The sequence below is a fragment of the Burkholderia sp. 10_S31 genome (assembly GCF_056930375.1).
Genome location: NZ_JBXOWK010000002.1, coordinates 314,556 through 337,000 on the forward strand (window position 1 = coordinate 314,556; position 22,445 = coordinate 337,000).

Below are 22,445 nucleotides of genomic sequence, written 5' to 3' on the forward strand. Positions count from 1 at the left end.
AGGAGTACAGACGGGCGTGCGCACGGCGGTGCGGGCGTGCGCGGCGGGTGAGGCGTGCGATGGCTGGACGCGGAGGCGGGCGGCACGCGAACGGCGCGCGGTGCGACATCGGCGCGCAGGGCGCCGGCAGCCGGAAAACGGCTCGCAAGGCGGGAGGCGTGGCACGGTGCGTGTGCCGACGGGCGAGCGTGCGGGAACCGGTCATGACCGGCCACGCGCGCGCCGCAGCCGATGCGTGCGTGGGGGCCGAAGGCGAGGGCGGGTTGCACGGGTCGGGCCGGACATGGCGCAACCGTGGGGAACCGCGATCAGTCGGAAAGTTTCATCGCGAGCCGCTGCCGCGCAATCTGTTTCACGTCGGTCGAGAGTGCCGCATTCGGCAGACCATTGGCCCAGACGGAGAACGAATCCTCGATCAGGTTGCGCGTGTCGGGCGGCAGCTCGGCCAGCATCAGCGACACCACGGTAAACAGCACGGCGGTATCGCCGGTCTGGCTGCTCGCGTTCGCGTCGACCGTCTTCTTCAGGGTGTCGACCGACGCCTGCAGCGCCTGCAATGCCTCATTCGAATCGCTCATGACACACACTCCATGCAAGATGGGCTGGATCGGCGACGAACATGCGGCCGGCGGCGCGGCCGGTCGCGCACGATGCCCGGGCGGACATCGTGCGCCGGCAACCGCGCTCAGGCCGCCGTGCTGTCCTGCGGCGCCACGGCCACCGATGCCTCGCTCGTCAGCATCAGGAACGTGAACGTTTCGCGCAGGTACAGGCGGACGGCCTTGTCGGTGTGGCTCGTATAGCCGATCGAGACGTCTTCCCCGAGGTGCAGCTCGTAATCGCCGCCGCGCGTGGACAGCACGCAGCCGCCGCTGATCGCCGGCGCCCAGATGATCTCGCCGCTGACGATGCGCTTGATGTGGCCGAGCACCGGATAGCCCTGGTCGCGCGCTTCGCTGAGCGCCGTGTAGGCGTCCGAACCGAGCACGACCGAGTACGGGCCGTCGACGCCGGCGAGCCGCAGCGCTTCCAGCGCATCGCTGATTGCGTCCGGGTACGCGCTGACGTCGGTCGGCAGCGTGAGCTTGCGGTTCGACGTGCCCTCGCGGATGCCGACGATGCCCGCGGCCTGATAGCCGTCGAAGATCGCGCCGTCTTCGGCGAACGCGAGGCGCTGCGCGGCGTCCTTCGCAGGCTGCCAGTCGGCGTCGCGCGCACCACGCTCGACGCTGTCGATCGCATCGCGGCTCAGCTCGAACGGTACCGTCAGCTCGACGATCGTGCGCACTTCGCGCAGCCGCGCGCTCACCTGCTCGCGCGGCGCGGCAACCTCGCGCTGATGCCCGGTGCCGACGGCCGACAACTCGGGGCCGGCCGGGCCTTCGACGTCGACCACGCGGCGCCCGGCCACCGAGCGCTTGAACGTGCGTGCGACTTCTTCCTCGATCTGCTCCCAGGCGGACGACGAAATCGGCGCGAGTTCGCGGTGCAGGTTATTCATAGGCTTTGGTTCCTTTCAGCGATCCGATGTTCAGCGAGCCGTCACGACGCGACTCGGGCGATGAGGGGGCCGGCTGCGCGGCGGCGGCGGTGGCGTCGGCCGGTACCGCGCGATCGGCGAGCGCTTCGAGCAGGTCGGCCGACGGCACGAAGAACAGCGACCCGGTGACCGCGCGGCTGTAATCGAGCAACCGGTCGTAGTTGCCGGGCGGGCGGCCGACGAACATGTTCTCGAGCATCTGCTCGATCGGCGCCGGCGAACGCGCGTAGCCGATGAAATAGGTGCCGAATTCGCTGGAGCCGGGGCGCCCGAACGGCATGTTGTCGCGCAGGATCTTCACTTCCTGGCCGTTTTCGTCGAGCGTGGTCAGCGAGCTGTGCGAGCACGACGGCTTCACGTCCGGCGCGAGCTCGATGTCGGACAATTTGGTGCGCCCGATGATGCGCTCCTGCGTCTCGACCGCGAGCGCGTTCCAGCCGGCCATGTCGTGCAGGTACTTCTGCACGATCACGTAGCTGCCGCCGGCGAATTCGGCGTCCTCGTCGCCGATCACCGTGAAGTCGACTGCCTCGCGGCCTTCCGGGTTCTCGGTGCCGTCGACGAAGCCGATCATCGCGCGCTGGTCGAAATTGCGGAAGCCGTGCACCTCGTCGACGACCGTGACCGCGTCGCCGAGCGCGCCGAGCAGTTGCGTGGCGAGTTCGAAGCACAGGTCCATCGCGTCGGCGCGGATGTGCAGCAGGATGTCGCCCGGCGTCGCGACGGCGACACGCTGGCCGGCGCCGAATTCGCGAAACGGATGCAGCGACGCGGGACGCGGATCGCCGAACAGCGCATCCCACGCGTCGGCGCCGAAGCCGCATACGCAGGACAGGTTGCCGCCCGGCACGCGCTTGCCGACCGAGCGCACGAGCGCGGCGATGTCGCCACACCATGAGCGGATCGTGTCGGCGTGATCGGCGCCGGGATTGATCGTCGCCACGAGGAAGATCGCGCTGCGCGTGATCGGGCTGTGAACGGCCTGGGAAAGCGGGGGACGGGTTTGCATCGCGGCCTGCCGGTCAGTCATGTCGGGACGGACGGGCCGCGGATGCCGCGGCGCGCGAAGACGAACGGTTGGACTGTGTCATGCGACTGTTCTCTTTGTGACATGCGGATGAAGGACGTTGCGCGAGCATCGCGCAACGGGCCGCAGCGGCGGCGGGCTGCCGCTGCGGGCGCGCAACGGGCGACGGACAGGGTGGCCGCGCGTTCGCCCGGCGTGTGACCCTTGCGCACCGCGTAACGTCGTCGAGCATGCAATCTAGCAGCTTCGGCGGGTCTTTGGAACACGTATCGACCATCTGTCATTTGAATGGGTTGATCGGGGTCCGATTTTGCGTCGCGCGCCTGCAGCTGTACTCCTGAAGCCCGCGGCGCTGTGCTCTTGAGCGGGCGTGACGCGTGCAGTAGATTAGGTTCGCTCCGAGCGCCGACGAGGACCATCATGATGAACCTGTTGGAAGCGATGCGTATTTTCGTTGCGGTGGTCGAGCACGGCGGGCTGTCCGGCGCGGCGGCCGAACTGAAGCTCGGCGACGCGCAGGTGAGTGAGCGGCTCGACTGCCTCGAACGGTATCTCGGCTGCCGGCTGTTGCTGGATCGCGCGGGCGACGGCGTGGCGTGCACCGATGCCGGCGTCGCGTTCCACCAGTGCTGCCGGCGGACGCTGTCCGCGGTCGCGCAGGCCACCACCGCGGTCGGTGCGCGCGCAACCGTTCCCGATGCGCACGCCGCGGGTTTCCCGCCGCCCGATACCATCCGTCGCGTCGACGCAGCGTCGAGCGCGACACATACGTCATTGCACCGGTCATCGCCTTGAATACGTCTACTGCATCCGCCGATACGGCCGCCGAGCGCATCCGCCGCCGCTTCGGACACTTCCTCCATGCGGCCGAACTGGCCGGCCTGATCGTGATCGGCCTCGCCACCTCGTTCGCGATGGTGCAGGAAGCGTGGAAGGTTGTGCTCGCGGGCGAGGTGTCGCTCACCGACCTGCTGCTGATGTTCCTGTACCTGGAAGTGCTCGCGATGGACGTGCGATACCTGCGGCTCGGCCGGCTGCCCGTGCGCTTTCCGCTGTTCATCGCGATGACGTCGCTCGCGCGCGACCTGATCCTGCGCGGCGCGACGGATAGTCCGGAGCGGATGCTGATGACCACGTTCGGGATCGTGCTGCTCGCGGTGGGCGTGCTGATCCTGAGCTTCGGCCAGCATCGTTTTCCGGCGGAAGTCGACGATGTCGAGGAGGATGCGCATGCGCGCCGGTAACGTGCGGCCCGCACCGCACCGCACCGCACCGCACCGCACCGCGCGGCGCGGCGCGGCGCGGCGACAGGCACGTCAGGCATTTCAGGCATTTCAGGCATTTCAGGCACTTCAGGCGCTTCAGGCGCTTCAGGCATGTCACGCACTTCACGCACGTCACGCACGTGTATCGAACCCACGGATATCGGCACGCAACGCGCGCCCGGTCCGAACCGTCCGCGGATGATCGTCGACTGGCGGCGCGCGCGCGGATCATCAACAGGAGAGGTGTCGAATGACCAGGCAACTGATCGTCGCCGTATTCGGCAGCGTCGAAACGGCCCGTCGGGCCGCGAACGATTTCGAGGCGCTGTCGGACAAGCATGAAGGATTCCACGTCGACAACGGCGTCATCGTCGAGAAGGACGCGGCCGGCCAGCTCGCCGTGCTCGACGCCGAGTCGCGGCCGTTCAAGGGCGGCCTGATCGGTGCGTTCGCGGGCGGCCTGCTGGGGATGCTCGCCGGGCCGCTTGGCGTGATCACCGGCATGGCGGCCGGCGCGGGCGCCGGCATCGTCGCGGACGCAGCCGGCAATGCGCTGCTCGACGGCCAGTTAGTCGAATCGGTCGCGACGCGGCTCGTGCCCGGCAGCGTCGCGGTCATCGTCGAGGCCGAGGAGGCGACGCCGTTCTCGGTCGACAACATCGTGACGGGATTCGGCGGCAAGATCGTGCGCCACGCGCTCGGTTAGGCATCCAGCGCTCGCACCCGACGCGACTCGGCGATCGGCTATTGCGCGAATCGCGTCGGCGCCGCGCATCGCGACGCACGTACCTGCATTGCGCGTTCGCGAGCCGCAGACAATCAGAATTGCCGAGTGTCGGTGCGCATGAACTCGCGCGCGAACGCCACCGTGCGTTTGCATCGTGCCGTTGCGCGGCGACGATCCGCGTCACGACCGCATGTGCGCGGCGGCACGGATCGCACGGGACGCGGCTGCATGCCACGACCCTCCCATCTGTTCACCACACCCGCGCGATTTGACGTTTGATCGCCAAACTGTCACTTACATTCGCCGAATTGACGCAGTAGGATGCCGATCCTCGTCATGATGGATTTCGCATTGCTATCCGCCTTCAATTTCGGTAACGGCCGACGTTCGCACCAGGACACCCGCCACCGGGCTCGGCTATCCGGCTTCGCGCATCGGCGCGGCACGCGCGCACACGCGTCGCAGGCTGGTTCACCGCAGGCGGGGCGAGGCGGATGAAGCTCTACGAGAAATTCGCGAACGACATAGAGAGACTCATCCGGCAACGCGTGTATCGACATGGCGATCGTGTGCCGTCGGTACGGCAGGCGAGCCAGCAGCACCGGATCAGCATCACGACCGTGCTGCATGCATACCTGCTGCTCGAAAGCCGCGGGCTGCTGGAAAGCCGCCCGCAGTCGGGCTACTTCGTGAACCTGCGCAACGACGACGGCCACGCGCCGGTGCGTGAGCTGCGGCCGTCGAAGCCGATCGCGATCTCGTCGTCGGTCGACGTGAGCCGGCTCGTGCTGTCGACACTGCGCTCGATCGGCACCGACGACGCAGTGCCGCTCGGCTCGCCGTATCCGGACCCGAGCCTGTTTCCGTTCGAGAAGCTGAACCGCTACGCGTATGCGGCCGGCCGCGACAAGTCGCTGTGGGGGGTGACGGACGGGCTGCCGCCGGGCCATCCGCGGCTGATCCGGCAGATCGCGCGACGCTACCTGGAAAACGGGATGTCGGTGGACCCGAACGAGATCATCGTGACGGTCGGCGCGACGGAGGCGATCAATCTTTGTTTGCAGGCGGTCGCGAAGCCCGGCGACACGATCGCGGTGGAATCGCCGACGTTCTACGCGATGCTGCACGCGATCGAGCGGATGGGGATGAAGGCGATCGAGGTCGCGACGCATCCGGAATACGGCATCGACATCGCGGCGCTGGCGGCGATTGCAAAGTCGCAGCCGATCGCCGCATGCATGGTGATGCCGAATTTCCAGAACCCGCTCGGCTTCCAGATGCCGGACGAGCGCAAGCGCGAACTGGTTGAATTCGCAACGAAGGCCGACATGCCGGTGATCGAGAACGGCGTGTACAACGAACTGTATTTCGGCAATGCGCACCCGAGCGCGCTGAAAGCGTTCGACCGCAACGGGATCGTGCTGCACTGCGCGTCGTTCTCGAAGAGCCTGACGGCGGCCTACCGGATCGGCTGGGCATTGCCGGGCCGCTATCGCGAACAGGTCGAGAAGCTGAAGTTCCTGAACACGCTGGCGACGCCGTCGCTGCCGCAGCTCGCGATCGCCGAGTTTCTCGAGCGCGACGGCTACGAGCATCACCTGCGGCGCCTGCGCAAGGCGTATGCACAGCAGGCGAACCTGATGCGCGCGATGGTGTCGCGGTTTTTCCCGGAAGGCACGCGCATTTCGAGCCCGGCGGGCGGGTACGTATTGTGGGTCGAGTTGCCGGTGCAGGTCGATGCGATGCGGCTGTACCAGCTCGCGCTGGAGCAGGGGATCACGATCGGCCCCGGCTACATGTTCTCGATCACCGACAACTACCGGAACTTCATCCGGCTGAACTACAGCAGCCCGTGGTCGCCGGAGATCGAGCGGGCGATCGTCACGGTCGGCAAGCTCGCGACGGCCTGCATGGACTGACGGCGCGGCGGTGCATCGCGTGCCGTCTCGTCAGGTCACGTGAGCCGATAGGATTGCTTGCCCGTCCCGGCAAGCGTCCCGCCGTCGACGATCAGGTATTCGTTGCGGATCGGCGTCCCGTCGAACCAGCTCTGCAGGATCTCCAGCGTGCCGGCCGCATAGCGCGCCTGCGCGGACAGCGACGTGCCGGAGATGTGCGGCGTCATCCCGTTGAACGGCATCGTGCGCCACGGATGGTCGGCGGGCGCCGGCTGCGGAAACCAGACATCGCCGCCGTAGCCGGCGAGATGCCCGGACGCGACGGCGCGCACCACCGCGTCGCGCTCGACCAGCTTCGCGCGCGCGGTGTTGATCAGGTACGCGCCGCGCTTCATCCGCGCGAGCATCGCCGCGTCGAACAGGTGCTCGGTCGACGGGTAGAGCGGGATCTGCAGGTTGACGATATCGACCGCGCCCGCGAGCGACGCGGCATCGGCGTGCCAGGTCAGCCCGAGTTCCTGCTCGATCGCGGCGTCGAGCCGGTGCCGCTGCGTGTAGTGCAGGTGCAGGCCGAACGGCTTCAGCCGGCGCAGCACCGCGAGGCCGATCCGCCCCGCGCCGACCGTGCCGAAATGCATGCCTTCGACGTCGTAGCTGCGCGACACGCAGTCGGCGATGTTCCAGCCGCCTTGCTGCGCGATCGCATGAGACGGCAGGTAGTTGCGCACCAGCGCGAGCGTCGTCATCACGACGTGTTCGGCCACGCTGACGCTGTTCGAGCCCGTGACTTCGGCCACCGTGATGTGCGCGCGGGCCGCGGCGTCGAGATCGACGTGATCGGAGCCGATGCCGGCCGTCAGCGCGAGCTTGAGCCTGGGCGCCATCGCGATCCGCTCGGCCGTCAGGTAGGCCGGCCAGAACGGCTGCGAAATCACCACGTCCGCTTCGGGCAGCCGGCGCTCGAATTCGCAGTCGCGGCCGTCCTTGTCGCTGGTCACGATCAACGTATGGCCGTGCGCTTCCAGATAGCCGCGCAAACCGAGCGCGCCCGATACCGAACCGACGAGTTCGCCGGGCCGGAAGCCGGGCGGGCCGGCCGGCGTCGGCGCAATCTGGCCGTCGGCGTACCGCGTGATGACCGGAATCGTGTCGCGCACGTAATGCGGCGGATAGCCGTCGACCGGGTCGGGATAGAGCACGCACAGGACGGTGGCCATCGGGTCGCTCCTCGTGACGGGATGAAGGCAGGTGCGGCATGTGGATTGCTCGGCGCGGCGGACAGCCGCACATGCGCATCCGGTGTGTTGCGCCGCAGCGTGGATGACGTTCTACGCCGGTCGTGGATCGCATACAAGCCACAGTCCGTGTTTGCGTGCGCTGCGGGGTCGTCTGTACCTGTTCTTTTCAGGAAGGACGCCGATAATGGGATCGTTACCCACCCCCCCGGGAGCCACGCCATGTCCGGAAGCGCCGCCTCGTCTTCACATCCCGATCTCGCGCAAGGCATCGCGCTCGACGACATCGCCGACGGCGCGATGATCGAGGGCCGGGTCGGCGACGCCACGGTGCTGCTCGTGCGCCGCGCCGACGAACTGTTCGCCGTGGGCGCGCAATGCCCGCACTACGGCGCGCCGCTGGCCGACGGGTTGCTCGTCGGCGACACGATTCGCTGCCCGTGGCATCACGCGGCGTTCTGTTTGCGTACCGGAGAACTGCTGCGCGCGCCGGCACTCGACGGCCTGACGTGCTGGCGCGTCGAGCGTCGCGACGGCCGCGCGGTCGTGCTCGATGCACGGCCCGCCGCAGCGCCGCCCGTCCTGAACGCGGCCGGGCTGCCCGAATCGGTGGTGATCGTCGGCGGCGGCGCGGCTGCGATCGCGGCGGCCGTGACGCTGCGACAGGAAGGCTATCCGCACGCGATCACGCTGCTGAGTGCGGACAGCGAGCCGCCGTACGACCGGCCGAACCTGTCGAAGGATTATCTGGCCGGCACGGCCGAAGCCGACTGGCTGCCGCTGCGCGGGGCGTCGTTTTATACCGACCAGCGCATCGACGTGCGCTGCGGTACGCGCGTTGCGCGGATCGACCCCTCGCAGCACGCGGTCGAACTCGCGGACGGCAGCCGCGTCGGCTACGGCGCGCTGCTGCTCGCGACCGGCGCCGAGCCGAACCGGCTGACCGTGCCGGGCGCCGATCTGCCGCACGTGTGCGTGCTGCGCTCGCGCGCCGATTGCGATGCGCTGATCGGCAAGCTGAAGACGGCGCAGCGCTGCGTCGTGGTCGGTGCGAGCTTCATCGGCCTCGAAGCGGCTGCCGCGTTGCGCACGCGCGGGCTCGTCGTGCAGGTGGTCGCGCCCGATGCGCATCCGATGGCGCGCGTGCTCGGCGAAGCGCTCGGCGACACGATCCGCGCGCTGCACGAGTCGCACGGCGTGACGTTCCATCTCGGCGCGACGCTGGCGCAGATCGCGCCGGACTGCGTGACGCTGTCGAGCGGCGATGCGCTGCCGGCCGACGTCGTGGTGGTCGGCATCGGCGTGCATCCGAACGTCGCGCTCGCGCAGGAGGCGGGCCTGGCCGTCGATCGCGGCGTGACGGTCGACCGGTTCCTGCAGACGAGCGCACCCGATATCTATGCGGCCGGTGACATCGCGCGCTGGCCCGATCCGTTGACGGGCGAACGTATTCGCGTCGAGCACTGGGTCGTTGCGGAGCGGCAGGGCATCGCGGCGGCGCGCAACATGCTCGGCCAGCAGCGGCCGTTCGACGCGGTGCCGTTCTTCTGGAGCCAGCACTACGACCTGACGGTCCGCTATGTGGGACATGCGGAGCAATGGGACCGCGTCGAGATCGACGGCGATCTGCGCGCGCATGACGGTTCGGTGACGTACTGGCGCGGCAACGCGCGGCTCGCGGTCGCGACGATCGGCCGCGATCTCGACTGCCTGCGGGCGGAAGCGGCGCTGGAGCAGCAGGGCGCGCCGCACGTGTGATGGCGGGATGGCCCGCAGACGTGCCGCGCCATCGCGCGGCGCGCGCACCGAAACCGGCATTCGATACGCGTTGCACCAGCGGAGCCCGCCTGTGAACCTCGACTTCAGTTTCTCCATCAAGGTGTTCGCGGCACTGTTCGCGATCATGAACCCGATCGCGAACATTCCGGTCTTCCTGTCGCTGACCGACGGCGCGGCCGACACCGTGCGCCGCAAGGTCGCGCTGACGGCCGCGATCGGCGTGACGATCGGCTGCATCGTGTCGGCCGTCGCGGGCGGCGCGATCCTGCGCGCGTTCGGCCTCACGATCGACGATTTCCGGCTCGCGGGCGGGCTGCTCGTGCTCCTGATCGCGCTGTCGATGCTGCACGGCGCGCCAAGCCGCCAGCATTCGCCGGGCGACGACGAGGGGGCCGATCCGGCGGCGGCGGACAGCATCGCGATCTATCCGCTGACGATCCCGCTGCTGGTCGGTCCCGGCACGATCGCGACGATGATCGTGCTCGGCCACACCGCGTTCTCGAGCGGCCAGACGCTCGCGTTCGTGCTCGGGCTCGTCGCGTTCCTGGTGCTGCTGAGCGCGGCGCTTTTCGCCGCGCCGTTCATCGGCCGCTACCTGTCGCCGCGCGTGACGGCCGTCACGCAGCGCCTGATGGGGATGATTCTTGCCGCAATCGCGATGCAGATGATCGTCGCGAGCCTGAAGGCCGCGTTCGGTTTGACGCATTGAACGCAGCGCAGCCGCCGATTTCCTGATTGCTTGTGCGCGCCCCCCCGGGTGCGCGCCTTGCTCGATCGATGCGTATCGCGCGTTCGACGTGCGCGAGCCGGGCTGGATGAAAGTGAAGCCGCCGCCATGACGAGTCGAACCGGAACGAGGAGCGATGCGATGAACGAGATGAGCGCTTGCTACGACAACTGCATGGCCGCGTGCGACGCGTGCGCGCATGCCTGCGATGCATGTATGGCCGGATGCCTGGCCGAGTCCGACGCGCACAAACTGGCCGACTGCATCGCGCTCGACATCGAATGCGCGCAGCTGTGCCGCTTCGCGTCGGGCGCGATGGCGCGCGGCGGCGTGCTCGCGCCGCGCGTGTGCGCGTTGTGCGCACACGCGTGCGACCTGTGCGCGGCCGAATGCGCGCGGCATGCGCACGAGCATTGCTGCCGCTGCGCGCTGGCATGCGAAAGCTGCGCGGCGATGTGCCGCGCGATGGCCTGAGCGCTCAGCGCGTGCCCTGAACCTTCCGCGCGACGCGCTGCAGCAGCGCGTCGAGCACCGCCATCTCGACGGGCTTCACGAGGTGATCGTCGAAGCCCTCGCTCGCGGTGCGTGCAAGATCGTCCGGGCGCGCATGGCCGGACAGCGCGGCGCAGGTCATGCCGGCCAGTGCGTCGATCGCGCGCAGTTCGCGCAGCAGCGCGAAGCCGTCGACGTCGGGCATCGACAGGTCGATGAGCATCAGGTGCGGAACGGTGTCGCGGGCGAGCGCGAGCGCGTCGTCCGCGTTGTATGCAACGCGCGGCGCGTGGCCCTTGACCTGCAGCAGGACGGCGAGCGTGTCGGCGGAGTCGCGGTTGTCGTCGACGACGACGATGCGAAGCGGCGCACCGGCCGGCTGTTCGGTTGCGCGCGGCGCGGGCGCGTCGACGGGCGCTGAGCGCGCTGCGTGCTCGACCGGCAGCCGCACCGTGAACGTCGCGCCGTGGCCGGGGCCGTCGCTTTCGGCGGCAATCATCCCGCCGTGCAGCTCGACGAACGACCGGCAGATCGCGAGGCCGAGCCCGAAGCCGTCCGACGGGTGGCGCCCCGGCACGCCTTCCTGTTCGAACAGGTCGAAGATCGATTCGAGCGAGCCCGGCGCGATACCGACGCCGTGATCGGTCACGTGGATCGCGGCGACCGAGCCTTCGACGCGCGCGCCGACGTCGATGCGGCCGCCGTGCGGCGAGAATTTCGATGCGTTGTCGAGCAGGTTGTGCAGCACCTGCACGAGCCGCGCGGCGTCGCCGCGCACCACCAGCGGATCGCCCGGCAGGTCGACGCGGATATGCTGCTCGCGCGCGGCCAGCTTCGGCTGGATGCTTTCCACGCCGCGGCAGACGAGGTCGCGCACCGTCATCGGCGCGTCGTCGAGTTCGACCTTGCCGGCCGTGATGCGCCCGACGTCGAGCAGGTCGTCGACGAGTCGCGTCAGTTGCGTGACCTGGCGGTGCACGGCATCGCGGCACAGCGCGAGCGCAGGCGCCGGATCGGGCAGGCTCTGCAGCACGCCGACCGAGTGCCGCAGCGGCGCGAGATGGTTGCGCAGCTCGTGCGCGAGCATCGCGATGAATACGCTGAGCCGGTGCGTCGACACTTCGAGTTCCGCGAGCCGCTTGCGTTCGGTCATGTCGCGCGTGATCTTGATGAAGCCCGCCAGCCGGCCCGCGTGATCGTGCACGGCCGTGATCGTCACGCTGGCCCAGAACAGCGAACCGTCCTTGCGCACGCGCCAGCCTTCATCCTCGAAGCGACCGTTCGCGACGGCTTCGTCGAGCCCGAACGCCGGCCGGCCGGCCGCGATCGCGTCGGGCGGATAGAAGCGCGAGAAATGGTGGCCGACGATCTCGGTGGGGCGATAGCCCTTGATGCGCTCCGCGCCCGCGTTCCACGTCGCGACGTTGCCGTGCGGGTCGAGCATGAACACCGCGTAGTCGGTGATCGCCCCGACGACGGTCTCGAAGCGGAACTCCGCGAAGCGGTGCAGCAAATCGCGCGCATCGGCAGGGCCGAGCGGCGGGGGAGGAGCGGAAATGACGTCGTGTTTCTTCATCGGAACGGCAAGTCGGATGCGAGCGCGCAAACCGCGCCCTGCCACAGCCGGGCGGACCGGCGGCAGCAACTCGAATCGGATTGGCACCCCGAAAGCATAGGGGAACTCAATTCGCCTGATCAACGGGTGCGTATCGCGTGTGCCGCCCGGCGCTCGCGGCAGGAATCGCGGCAGGAAATCGGCCGGCGGCGGCTCGCGCAATAGCGGCGCGGCATGCCGCTTGCATCGCTATCGAGTCCGCACGCCGTGGCGGGCCGGGCGCGACAGCCGGCCCGGCAGCGGCGGGGCGCTCCACGGCTACACGAGGGCATCGCCATGAACAGCACACTGAACCCCGACAACGAACCGGCCGGCCCGGACGACGACAACGCACGGCGCGGCCGCGACGGCCGCGCGCTGGGGCCGAGCGATTCGTCCGACAGCGGCAGCGACACGGCCGGCGCGCGCCGTCATGTGTTCGACGTCGATTCGCCGCTCGACGAGCACGCGCTGGAGCGCGGCGACGCGGCGCTCGACAGCGATACCGACCGCGCGGGTACCGGCGAGCGCGCGTCCGCGGACGGCGATGCGGGGCTGGAGGACGGCGCCGACATCGAGCCGGATCGCACGGAGCGGCTGAGCGAGCCCGGCAGCACGGACGATCCTGACGCGCCGGAGGAACCGGGCGCGGGCGGCGCATAGGGTCGCGATAGGGCGCCTTGCCGCGCAAAAACTTCAATCGCGTTGCAGATAGGGACGCCCGGTTAGGGACGCCCGGTCAGGGACGCCCGGTTAACGACACCCAATTAGCGACGCCGGGCCGAGGGCGCCCGACAGAAGATTGCCAAAGCGAAGGGCGCAAACGGCGCAATTCAACGAGCCGCCCCGCATCGCCCGTCCGCGTCGCGGTGTCGGCCCCGGGCCGCGAACGCGGCACGCGATTTGCAACGATCCGACCGACGCGCGCCGCGACGCGGCATGGGGCCGTGCGCGGCACTGGCGCGCGCAAGGAGAGACACGATGCAACGACGATATCCCGGACGGCAAGCCGAACGGAGCGGCCCGCCCGACTGGCAGGAACGCAGCGAACGCGCGTACCGGGGTGCCGGCGAGCGCGACTTCCGCGACGACGGACCGCAGCGGCACGACGCGGACTATGAATCCGCGTACCGGCGCTTCGCGAGCGAGGACGTCGGACCGGAAGACTGGGGCAGCGAGTGGAGCGAACGCTCGGCGCGGCCGGCGGCCGAACGGCGTCGCGGCGACACCGGTGCCGACTGGCGCGACGCGCCGGGCGGAGCGCGCGATCCCGCGTGGGAGGCCGAACGCGGCTACGGCAGCCATGGCTGGCGTGCGGAAGGTGGCGAGGGCCGTGAAGGCTGCTACGGTGGCGACCAGCCGGGGTCCCGCGGTCATCACCGGATGGGCTGGTACGGCGGCGAGCGCGATTACGACCCACGCGACCCACGCCGTGCCGATGCGCCGGACCTGTCGCGTTTCGGCAGCGATGCGCAACGCGAGGCCATGCGTCACCGCCGCGGCCCGAAAGGTTATACACGCTCGGACGAGCGGATTCGCGAGGACGTCTGCGAGCAGCTCACGTATGCGCTCGACATCGATGTGAGCGACGTCAGCGTGCAGGTGCGCGACGGCCGCGTCGAACTCGAGGGCACCGTGCCGTCGCGCTGGATGAAGCACGACATCGAGGACATCGCCGACGGCTGCGTGTGCGTGCGCGACGTCGAAAACCGCGTGCGCGTGCGTCGCGATGGCGAACACGACACGGGCATGGTGCTGCATCCGTCCCAACGCACCGTCACGCCGACGCAGCCTGCTGCGCGTGATCCCGAACCGGGCGGCGGCGCGGGCCGCGATCGCGAACCGCACCATTGACGGCGCGATGCGCGGGACGACCGGGCCGCGGATACGAGCGCCACGTGAGCGTGCCCGAGGCGGAACTGAACCCGCGCGCGGTCGACAGCCTGCTCGACGTCAATACCGCAAGTACTTCGACTTCGCGACTTCGCGCGCGACGACGTCGAGCGCAGCCGACCTGACCAAGCCCGCGATAGCGGCCGACCCGATCGCGGCGCTGCGCGCTCGCGTTTTCCTCTGGAGAAATCCATGGCGAATCTTCCGAACCGGACGACACCCGGCGTGCTGACCGAGCGTCGCGGCGGTAGCGCGTTCGCCGATCGCCAGGCCGCGGTCGCGGCCGTCGAGCTGCTGCTGCCGACGTTGTCGGCTGCGCTGCAGAGCGACTTCGTCGGCGACAGTGGCTGCCTGCACATCGTGATCATGGATCCGGCGCTCGGGCCCCGCGACGCGGCGTTCGAGGACGCAATCCTGTACGAGTTCTCGCTACCCGACCCGAAGGACTGGGATGCCGACTATCGCGCGTACGCACGCGCGAAGGCGCGGCTGTCGTGGGAAACCGGCCGCGACTGCCATGTCGTGCAGGCGCTGGAGCCGTACCGGCTGCGCGCGGGCGACACGAACCTGTGGGGTGGCGTCGCACAGCACGGGATCGTGGTCGGCGTGTCGGGCGCGCAGCCGTGGTTCGACGAGGCGTTCGCGGGCTGCATTGCGCACTGCCTGCGCGCGCTCGCGAAGCACCGCGCGCAGGCGACGCCGGACGGGCTCGCGATCTGAGCGCGGCCGGCCGGGCAGGTTTTTACAGCAGGTTATAAAAAAGCCAGCGAGCGCGCGCCGCGGCCCGACATGGCGCGGGCGTGTGCAGACGGGCACGGTTCTCGCTGGATCTCCTGTATCGACGCTTGTCGCGACAGGCGTCACGACCATGATTCTTACGATTCTTCGGCCGCTGACAGGAGGTGCATGTTGAACGCGACCCACGATCCCGCCCGCCCGCCGCTCGCGGGCCGCACCGCGCTCGTCACGGGCGGCGGCCGCGGCCTCGGCGAAGCCATCTGCGAGGAGCTGGCGCAACACGGCGCGCACGTGATCGTCGCCGATCTCGACGGCGATCGCGCGGCGGCTGTTGCGCAACGCCTCGAGCGGGATGGCGGCCAGGCGATCGGTCGGCCGCTCGACGTGCGCGACGAGGCGTCAGTGCTGCAGGTCGTGCACGACGCGCGCGAGGCACTCGGCGATCTCGATGTGATCGTCAACAACGCGGCGATCGACGTGACCGCGCCGATCGACGACGTGAGCGTCGCCGCGTGGCAGCAGGTGCTGATGACCAACCTGTTCGGCCCGTACCTGATGTGCCATGCCGCCGTGCCGATGATGAAGGCGCGCGGCAGCGGCCACATCGTCAACATCGCGTCGACCGCATCGAAGCGCGCGTGGCCGAATGCGTCCGCGTATCACGCGACGAAGTGGGGGCTGCTCGGCCTGTCGCATGCGTTGCACGCGGAGCTGCGGCCGGCCGGCGTAAGCGTGTCGGCGATCGTCGCGGGCGGGATGCGCACGCCGTTCCTGCTCGACCGCTTCCCCGACATCGACGAGGACACGCTGCAGCCGCCCGAACACGTTGCGGCCGCCGTGCGCTTCGTGCTGACGCAGCCGCCGGGCACCGTCGTGCCGGAGCTGATGGTGCTGCCGATGAAGGAGACGTCATGGCCCTGACGCGCGCACGACGGTTGCCGGGCGCGGTGCTGCTCGACAAGGACGGCACGCTGCTCGAGAACATCCCGTACAACGTCGATCCCGCGAGGATGCAGCTCGCGCCGGGCGCCGCGCACGCGCTGCGCACGCTCGGCGCGATGGGCATGCCGCTCGCGGTCGTATCGAACCAGCCGGGCGTCGCGCTCGGCCGCTTTACCGAACACGAGCTTGGCGCGGTCCGCCGGCGCCTCGCCGAACTGTTCGAAGCAAACGGCGCGACGCTGGCGGACTTTTTTTACTGCCCGCATCACCCCGCGGGCAGCGTGCCGCGCTACAGCTGCGACTGCCTCTGCCGCAAGCCGCGCCCGGGGATGGTGCGCCGCGCGATCGCGACGCTCGGCGCCGTGGCCGAATGGAGCTGGATGATTGGCGACATCCTCGATGACGTCGAAGCCGGCCGCGCCGCGCACTGCAGCACGATCCTCGTCGATTGCGGCAACGAGACCGAATGGCGGCTCGATGCCGCGCGCACGCCGCACCATGTGGTCGACCGCGTCGATCTCGCAGCCGACATCGTCGTGCGCGAGACCGTGCGCCGTCACGGCTTGTGGGGGCGGCGATGAGCGCCGCCTGGGATCGTGCGCGCCGCATCCTGTGCGTGCGGCTCGACAGCCTCGGCGACGTGCTGATGACGACGCCCGCGCTGCGCGCGCTGAAGGAGAGCGGGAACGGCCGGCGGATCACGCTGTTGACGTCGCGCACCGGCGCGGCGCTGACGAAACATCTGCCGATGGTCGACGACGTATGGACGTATGACGCGCCGTGGGTCAAGCATCCGGACATGCGCGGCGATCCGGTCGTCGATCTCGACATGATCGACCAACTGCTGGCCGGCCGCTTCGACGCCGCCGTGATCTTCACCGTCTACAGTCAGAGCCCGCTGCCGGCCGCGATGATGTGCTGGCTCGCGGGCATTCCGCTGCGGCTCGCGCATTGCCGCGAGAATCCGTATGAACTATTGACCGACCGCGTCGCGGAGACCGAGCCGGAATCGCACGTGCGCCACGAGGTCGCGCGCCAGCTTGCGCTGGTGCGCTCGGTCGGCGCGAAGACGTCCGACTGGCGAATGGCGTTCGAGCCCGGCGATGCGGCGCGGCGCGCGCTGCACGCTCGGCTGCGCGCCGCGTTGCAGCGAGTCGGCGGCCCGCGGCGGCCGCGGCGGGCGCGCCCACGCTGGCTGGTCGTGCATCCGGGCGCGAGCGCATTGTCGCGGCGCTGGCCGGCCGAACGCTTCGGCGCTGCCGCCGCGCGACTCGCGCCGCTGTTCGACGGCATCGCGGTGACGGGCAGCGCCGACGAGCGTGCGCTCGTCGAGGCCGTGTGCGAACGCGCGGGTCCGCGCGCGGTGCCGTTCGCCGGCGCGCTGCCGCTTGGCGAACTCGGTGCGCTGATCGAGACGGCCGACCTGCTGCTGTCGAACAACAGCGGCCCCGTGCATCTCGCGGCCGCACTCGGCACGCCGGTGGTCGACCTGTACGCACTGACCAACCCGCAGCACACGCCTTGGCGCGTGCCGCACCGCGCGCTGAACGTCGATGTGCCGTGCCGCAACTGCTATCGCAGCGTGTGCAACCAGCCGGGCCATCCGTGCCTGCTCGGCGTGAGCGTGGACGACGTCGTCACGGCGACGCACGCGCTGCTGCGCGGCAGCGAGCGCCATGCGCGGCGTGCGGCCGCGCGGGCCGCTGCGTCCGGCGACGAGCCGATCGCGGCGAACGCATCGAACGTGATTCCCTTCGCGCATGTCACGACGAGGAGCTGACACATGCCCGGACCCATCTACACGCTCGGCATCAACGCCGCGTTTCACGACAGTGCCGCGTGCCTCGTGCGCGACGGCGTCGTGATCGCGGCGGCCGAGGACGAACGCTTCACGCACGTGAAGCATGCGAAGCGACCGGTGCCGTTCTCGACGTGGGAGCTGCCGTATCACGCGATCGACTACTGTCTCGCGGAAGCGGGCATCGTGCTCGCGGACGTCGACCATGTCGCGTATTCGTATGATCCGTGGCTCGAACTCGATCGTCGCGGCAACACGCCCGAGCTGACGCTGCCGCTTGCGCCGTCCGCGCACGCGCCGCACGCCGACGGCGACGGCGCGTCCCCGTGGCATCCGCTGTTCCTGTCGTCGATCGTGAACGCGCCGCGCCAGCTCGCGGGCGGCGCGCCGCACCACCTGCAGCAGCGCTTTCGCGGCGTCGCGCACGACGGGCCGTTCCGCTGGCACTTCATCGAGCACCATCTCGCGCACGAGGCCAGCGCGTTCCTCGCGGCGCCGTATGATCGCTGCGCGGTGATGACGATGGACGGACGCGGCGAGCGCGCGACGACGAGCTACGGCGTGTTCGACGGCCAGTCGTACCGGCGGCTCGGCCAGGTCAACATGCCGCATTCGCTCGGCCTGCTGTACGAGCACGTGACGCGCTATCTCGGCTTCCTGCACTCGTCGGACGAATACAAGGTGATGGCGCTCGCGTCGTACGGCAAGCCGGTGCTCGCCGACGAGATGCGCAAGCTGGTGCGCTACAACGGCGCGGGCCGCTACGAAGTCGCCGACTGCGACCTGGCCGCGCGGTTCGGCGCGCCGCGCGAACGCGGCGGCCCGATCGAGCCGCATCATTGCGACATCGCGCACGCGCTGCAGCTGGTGCTCGAGGAAACCACGCTGCAGGCGGTCGACTGGCTCGCCGCCGAGAGCGGCGAGAAGCAGCTCGCGATGGCGGGCGGCGTCGCGCTGAACTGCGTGATGAACGCGAAGATCCGCGATCGCGGCCCGTTCGACGACGTCTGGGTGCAGCCGGCCGCTGGCGACGCGGGCACCGCGCTCGGTGCAGCGCTATGGACCGACTTCCGGATGCGCGGGATGCGCGGCAACTGGCGGATGGATCACGCGTATCTCGGGCCGTCGTACAGCGACGACGCGATCGAGGCGTTCCTGAAGGAAGCGCAGCTGCCGTACCGGCGGCTGGCCGACGTCGCCGCGCAGACGGCCGCGCTGCTTGCGGCGAACCGCGTGATCGGCTGGTTCCAGGGCCGCATGGAATTCGGGCCGCGCGCGCTCGGCGCGCGTTCGATCCTCGCGTCGCCGACCGATCCGGACATGCAGCGCAAGCTGAACCGGATCAAGGATCGCGAGGACTTCCGGCCGGTCGCGCCGGTCGTGCTCGAAAGCCGTGCACATCACTGGTTCAACGGCGGCCGGCGCACGCCGCTGCGCGCGCCGTTCATGCTGTTCGTGTACGACGTCGCGCCGGGTGCCGAAGCGACGATTCCGGCGGTGCGCCACATCGATGGCACCGCGCGCGTGCAGACCGTCGACGAAGCGCAGCATCCGCTGCTGCATGCGCTGCTGTCCGAGTTCGACGCGCTGACCGGCGTGCCGGTGCTCGTCAACACGTCGTTCAACACGCGCGGCGAGCCGATCGTCTGTTCGCCGCGCGACGCGCTCGAATGCTTCTGGACGTCGCCGCTCGACGCACTCGTGATCGGTTCGTTCCTGCTGGAGAAACCGAGATGAACATGCGCGATACGCAACTGCCGCCGGTCGTGTCGGTCGTCGTGCCGACCTACCGGCGCCCCGATCTGCTCGAACGCTGCCTCGACGCACTGTGCGGGCAGGTGTTCGATCCGACCACCTACGAGATCGTCGTCGTCGACGACGATCCGGCCGGTAGCGCGTGGCCCGTCGTCGACGGGTGCCGTGAGCGCGTGGCCGACGTGCCGGTGATCCGCTACATGACCGCGCCCGATACGCAGGGGCCGGCCGGCGCGCGTAACATCGGCTGGCGCAGCGCGCGCGGCGCGCTGATCGCGTTCACCGACGACGACACGATTCCCGATCCGACCTGGCTGCGCCACGGTGCGGCCGCGCTGCTGGCCGAACCGTCGGCGGTGGCGGCGGCGGGGCGCATCGACGTGCCGCTGCGGCCGCATCCGACCGACTATGAGCGCGACGTGGCCGGCCTCGCGCATGCGGAGTTCGCGACCGCGAACTGCTTCGTGCGACGCACGGCGCTCGAGCGCGTCGGCGGGTTCGACGAACGCTTCACGCGCGCATGGCGCGAGGATGCCGACCTGATGTTCGCGCTGCGCGAGCATGCGGGGCCGATCGTCGGCGTCGATGCCGCGCGGATCGTGCATCCGGTGCGTCCCGCGCACTGGGGCGCGAGCATCGGACAGCAGTCGAAGGTGTTCTTCGATGCGCTGCTGTACAAGAAGCATCGCGCGACCTACCGGCGTCACATCCGGCCGATGCCGCCGTGGAACTACTACGCGGCCGTGCTGTTCGCGCTCGGCGCGATCGGTTGTTTCGCGGCCGGCTGGCGCGCGCCGGGCATTGCGTGCGCGGCGGCCTGGGCCGTGATCACCGCCGCGTTCTGCTCGAAGCGGTTGCGCGGCACGCGGCTCACGCCGTCGCATGTCGCCGAGATGATCGTCACGTCGATCGCGATTCCGCCCGTGTCGCTGTACTGGCGCATGCGCGGCGCACTTCACTTCCGGGTGTTCTTCCTATGATGCTCGACTCTGCCTCGTCGTCCGGTCCGATGCGCATCGCGGTATTTCGCGCGCTGCAGCTCGGCGACATGCTGTGCGCGGTGCCGGCGCTGCGTGCGCTGCGGCGCGGCGAACCGCGTGCACGCATCACGCTGATCGGGTTGCCGTGGGCGCGCGAGTTCGCGTCGCGCTTCTCCGACTACATCGACAATTTCATCGCGTTTCCCGGTGCGCCGGGTCTCGGCGAACAGCCGGAAGCCGAGCCGGCTGCGCGCGAGCGGTTCGTCGCGGAATGCCGCGCACGCGATTTCGATCTCGCGATCCAGCTGCACGGCAATGGTGTGCAGACCAATGCGATCGTCGCGTCGCTCGGCGCGACGCGTACCGCCGGATTCATGCCGCCCGACGGCTGCACGACCGCGCTCGACTGTTCGGTCATCTGGCGCGACGGTGAACCGGAGGTCACGCACTGCCTGTCGCTGACGCGCAAGCTCGGCTATGCGGATTGGGGCGACTATCTGGAATTCCCGCTCGGCGGCCTCGACTACGCGCTGTGGCATGTGCTGTGCGACGAGCATGCGCTCGATCCGGGCCGCTACGTGATCGTCCACCCTGGCGCGCGGATGGCGTCGCGGCGCTGGCCGGTCGAGCGCTTCGCGAGCGCCGCGCGGCAACTCGCGGACGACGGCTGGCAGATCGTGCTGACCGGCACGCGCGCGGAACTCGCGCTGGCTGCCGCATTCGTCGAGCATTTCGCGCGGCCGTGCGTGAACCTGTGCGGGCGCACGCCGCTCGGCGCGCTGGCCGCGCTGATCGGCCGCGCACGGCTCCTGTTGTGCAACGACACGGGCGTGTCGCACGTCGCGGCGGCGTTCGGTACGCCGAGCGTCGTCATCGCATGCGGCAGCGACACGGCCCGCTGGGCGCCGCTCGACGCCGAACGCCATCGCGTGCTCGCGAACTACCCGGCCTGCCGGCCGTGCATGTTCGACACCTGCCCGTACGGACACGAGTGCGCGATCGCGATCGGCGTCGACGACGTGATGGAGCGGGCAGGCGAACTGCTCGCGGAGGAGAGACGTCATGTCACGTAAGCGGTTGCGCGTGCTCACCTGGCACGTGCATGGCAACTATCTGTATTACCTGTCGCAGGCGCCGCACGATTTCTACATCGTGACGAAGCCGCAGCATCCGCCTGGCTACGCGGGGCGCGTCGGGCACCTGCCGTGGGGCGACAACGTGTACGAGGTGAGCGCCGAATGCGTGCGCGACACCGAGTTCGACTGCGTGCTGTATCAACATCACAGTCACTACGCGCACGACCGGATGCGCCTCCTGAGCGACGCGCAGCGCGCGCTGCCGACGCTGTTCGTCGAACACGATCCGCCGCGCGAGCATCCGACCGACACGCTGCATCCGGTGCAGGACCCGAACGTGTTGCTGGTGCACGTGACGCCGTTCAACGCGCTGATGTGGGATAACGGCATCACGCCGACGCGCGTGATCGAGCACGGCGTGCTGCTGCCCGATGGCGTCGAGTATCGTGGCACGCTGCCGAAGGGCGTGACGGTCGTGAACAACCTCGCGCGACGCGGACGGCGTCTCGGCGCGGACCTGTTCGAGGTCGTGCGTCACAGCGTGCCGCTCGACCTGATCGGAATGGGCTCGACCGAACTCGGCGGCATCGGCGAAGTGCCGAACCCGGCACTGCCGCAGTTCCTGTCGCACTACCGGTTCTTCTTCAATCCGATCCGCTACACGAGCCTCGGGCTCGCGGTGATCGAGGCGATGACGATCGGGTTGCCGATCGTTGCGCTCGCAACTACGGAGATGGCGCAACTCGTGAGGAGTGGCTACAACGGTGTCGCCGATACGCGGCCGGCCGCGCTGATCGACGCGATGCGCATGCTGATCCGCGATCCGGAACTCGCGCGCGAGTGGGGCGCGGCGGCGAAGCGCGACGCGTGCGAGCGGTTCGGGATCGAGCGGTTCGTGCGCGATTGGGACAACGCGTTGCGCGACGTCGCGTCCTAGCAGGCGCGGCCTTTGGACGGCCCGCTTACGCGGGGGGGGTGC

The 22,445-nt window shown here is 69.5% G+C and carries 22 protein-coding genes; 17 read left to right on the top strand and 5 right to left on the bottom strand.

The annotated features are described in order from the left end of the window. Positions 1–308 precede the first annotated feature (308 nt). From AC1Z3W_RS15985 to AC1Z3W_RS15995, 3 genes are all read right to left on the bottom strand, one after another. Complete coding sequence (locus AC1Z3W_RS15985) at positions 309–578, bottom strand: hypothetical protein (protein WP_124834902.1); 270 nt, start codon at positions 576–578, stop codon at positions 309–311. Positions 579–685: 107 nt separating this feature from the next. Next, positions 686–1,501 (bottom strand): family 1 encapsulin nanocompartment shell protein, encoded by an 816-nt coding sequence (locus AC1Z3W_RS15990; RefSeq protein WP_057930067.1) that lies wholly within the window; start codon positions 1,499–1,501, stop codon positions 686–688. Then, positions 1,494–2,570, bottom strand: a complete 1,077-nt coding sequence (locus AC1Z3W_RS15995) for a Dyp-type peroxidase (protein ID WP_124834900.1) — start codon at positions 2,568–2,570, stop codon at positions 1,494–1,496. Before AC1Z3W_RS15995 ends, AC1Z3W_RS15990 begins: the two co-directional genes overlap by 8 nt. Before the next feature lie 417 nt (positions 2,571–2,987). Here AC1Z3W_RS15995 and AC1Z3W_RS16000 point away from each other — a divergent pair, with 417 nt between their 5' ends. The 4 genes from AC1Z3W_RS16000 to AC1Z3W_RS16015 all read left to right on the top strand — a co-directional run bounded on the left by AC1Z3W_RS16000 (position 2,988) and on the right by AC1Z3W_RS16015 (position 6,478). Then, positions 2,988–3,362 (top strand): LysR family transcriptional regulator, encoded by a 375-nt coding sequence (locus AC1Z3W_RS16000; RefSeq protein WP_483507962.1) that lies wholly within the window; start codon positions 2,988–2,990, stop codon positions 3,360–3,362. Beyond that, the gene (locus tag AC1Z3W_RS16005; RefSeq protein WP_057930069.1) at positions 3,359–3,811 is read left to right on the top strand and encodes a phosphate-starvation-inducible protein PsiE; all 453 of its coding nucleotides are present in this window, start codon (positions 3,359–3,361) and stop codon (positions 3,809–3,811) included. Before AC1Z3W_RS16000 ends, AC1Z3W_RS16005 begins: the two co-directional genes overlap by 4 nt. Before the next feature lie 271 nt (positions 3,812–4,082). Then, positions 4,083–4,538 carry a DUF1269 domain-containing protein gene (locus AC1Z3W_RS16010; protein ID WP_483507963.1) on the top strand — a complete coding sequence of 152 codons (456 nt, stop codon included), beginning with the start codon at positions 4,083–4,085 and terminating at the stop codon, positions 4,536–4,538. A gap of 515 nt (positions 4,539–5,053) precedes the next feature. Next, positions 5,054–6,478 (top strand): aminotransferase-like domain-containing protein, encoded by a 1,425-nt coding sequence (locus tag AC1Z3W_RS16015; protein WP_483507964.1) that lies wholly within the window; start codon positions 5,054–5,056, stop codon positions 6,476–6,478. Between the two features lie 35 nt (positions 6,479–6,513). Here the strand turns inward: AC1Z3W_RS16015 and AC1Z3W_RS16020 are convergent, their stop codons facing one another. After that, positions 6,514–7,674, bottom strand: a complete 1,161-nt coding sequence (locus AC1Z3W_RS16020; RefSeq protein WP_175825239.1) for an NAD-dependent formate dehydrogenase — start codon at positions 7,672–7,674, stop codon at positions 6,514–6,516. A gap of 240 nt (positions 7,675–7,914) precedes the next feature. Between AC1Z3W_RS16020 and AC1Z3W_RS16025 the strand changes: the two genes are divergently transcribed. From AC1Z3W_RS16025 to AC1Z3W_RS16035, 3 genes are all read left to right on the top strand, one after another. Further along, complete coding sequence (locus AC1Z3W_RS16025; RefSeq protein ID WP_483507965.1) at positions 7,915–9,450, top strand: FAD-dependent oxidoreductase; 1,536 nt, start codon at positions 7,915–7,917, stop codon at positions 9,448–9,450. A 91-nt stretch (positions 9,451–9,541) separates the two neighbouring features. Next, positions 9,542–10,180 carry a MarC family protein gene (locus AC1Z3W_RS16030; RefSeq protein ID WP_483507966.1) on the top strand — a complete coding sequence of 213 codons (639 nt, stop codon included), beginning with the start codon at positions 9,542–9,544 and terminating at the stop codon, positions 10,178–10,180. Between the two features lie 168 nt (positions 10,181–10,348). Continuing rightward, positions 10,349–10,672 (top strand): four-helix bundle copper-binding protein, encoded by a 324-nt coding sequence (locus AC1Z3W_RS16035; RefSeq protein ID WP_483508317.1) that lies wholly within the window; start codon positions 10,349–10,351, stop codon positions 10,670–10,672. A 4-nt stretch (positions 10,673–10,676) separates the two neighbouring features. Here AC1Z3W_RS16035 and AC1Z3W_RS16040 read toward each other — a convergent pair whose 3' ends face one another. Continuing rightward, the gene (locus AC1Z3W_RS16040) at positions 10,677–12,266 is read right to left on the bottom strand and encodes a PAS domain-containing hybrid sensor histidine kinase/response regulator (protein WP_124834892.1); all 1,590 of its coding nucleotides are present in this window, start codon (positions 12,264–12,266) and stop codon (positions 10,677–10,679) included. A 315-nt stretch (positions 12,267–12,581) separates the two neighbouring features. Here AC1Z3W_RS16040 and AC1Z3W_RS16045 point away from each other — a divergent pair, with 315 nt between their 5' ends. From AC1Z3W_RS16045 to AC1Z3W_RS16090, 10 genes are all read left to right on the top strand, one after another. Then, positions 12,582–12,947 (top strand): chemotaxis protein, encoded by a 366-nt coding sequence (locus AC1Z3W_RS16045; RefSeq protein ID WP_124834891.1) that lies wholly within the window; start codon positions 12,582–12,584, stop codon positions 12,945–12,947. Positions 12,948–13,265: 318 nt separating this feature from the next. Next, the gene (locus AC1Z3W_RS16050; protein ID WP_483507967.1) at positions 13,266–14,138 is read left to right on the top strand and encodes a BON domain-containing protein; all 873 of its coding nucleotides are present in this window, start codon (positions 13,266–13,268) and stop codon (positions 14,136–14,138) included. A 231-nt stretch (positions 14,139–14,369) separates the two neighbouring features. Further along, positions 14,370–14,897: a hypothetical protein gene (locus AC1Z3W_RS16055; protein WP_260428367.1), complete on the top strand. Its 528-nt coding sequence runs from the start codon at positions 14,370–14,372 to the stop codon at positions 14,895–14,897. Between the two features lie 186 nt (positions 14,898–15,083). Then, positions 15,084–15,836, top strand: coding sequence for an SDR family oxidoreductase (locus AC1Z3W_RS16060; protein WP_483507968.1), 753 nt, complete (start codon positions 15,084–15,086; stop codon positions 15,834–15,836). Beyond that, on the top strand, positions 15,827–16,438 hold the full coding sequence (locus AC1Z3W_RS16065; protein ID WP_483507969.1) for a D-glycero-alpha-D-manno-heptose-1,7-bisphosphate 7-phosphatase: 612 nt from the start codon (positions 15,827–15,829) through the stop codon (positions 16,436–16,438). The genes AC1Z3W_RS16060 and AC1Z3W_RS16065 overlap by 10 nt, the downstream gene beginning before the upstream one ends. Continuing rightward, the gene (locus AC1Z3W_RS16070) at positions 16,435–17,637 is read left to right on the top strand and encodes a glycosyltransferase family 9 protein (RefSeq protein ID WP_124834887.1); all 1,203 of its coding nucleotides are present in this window, start codon (positions 16,435–16,437) and stop codon (positions 17,635–17,637) included. The genes AC1Z3W_RS16065 and AC1Z3W_RS16070 overlap by 4 nt, the downstream gene beginning before the upstream one ends. 3 nt (positions 17,638–17,640) lie before the next feature. Next, positions 17,641–19,392 carry a carbamoyltransferase family protein gene (locus AC1Z3W_RS16075; RefSeq protein ID WP_483507970.1) on the top strand — a complete coding sequence of 584 codons (1,752 nt, stop codon included), beginning with the start codon at positions 17,641–17,643 and terminating at the stop codon, positions 19,390–19,392. Beyond that, a complete protein-coding gene (locus AC1Z3W_RS16080) occupies positions 19,389–20,390 on the top strand; it encodes a glycosyltransferase family 2 protein (protein WP_124834885.1) in 1,002 nt (333 codons plus the stop codon). The genes AC1Z3W_RS16075 and AC1Z3W_RS16080 overlap by 4 nt, the downstream gene beginning before the upstream one ends. Then, positions 20,387–21,463 (top strand): glycosyltransferase family 9 protein, encoded by a 1,077-nt coding sequence (locus tag AC1Z3W_RS16085; protein ID WP_483507971.1) that lies wholly within the window; start codon positions 20,387–20,389, stop codon positions 21,461–21,463. The genes AC1Z3W_RS16080 and AC1Z3W_RS16085 overlap by 4 nt, the downstream gene beginning before the upstream one ends. Next, entirely contained in the window at positions 21,453–22,403 is a 951-nt protein-coding gene (locus AC1Z3W_RS16090) for a glycosyltransferase (RefSeq protein WP_483507972.1), read from the top strand. Before AC1Z3W_RS16085 ends, AC1Z3W_RS16090 begins: the two co-directional genes overlap by 11 nt. Positions 22,404–22,445: the final 42 nt, after the last annotated feature.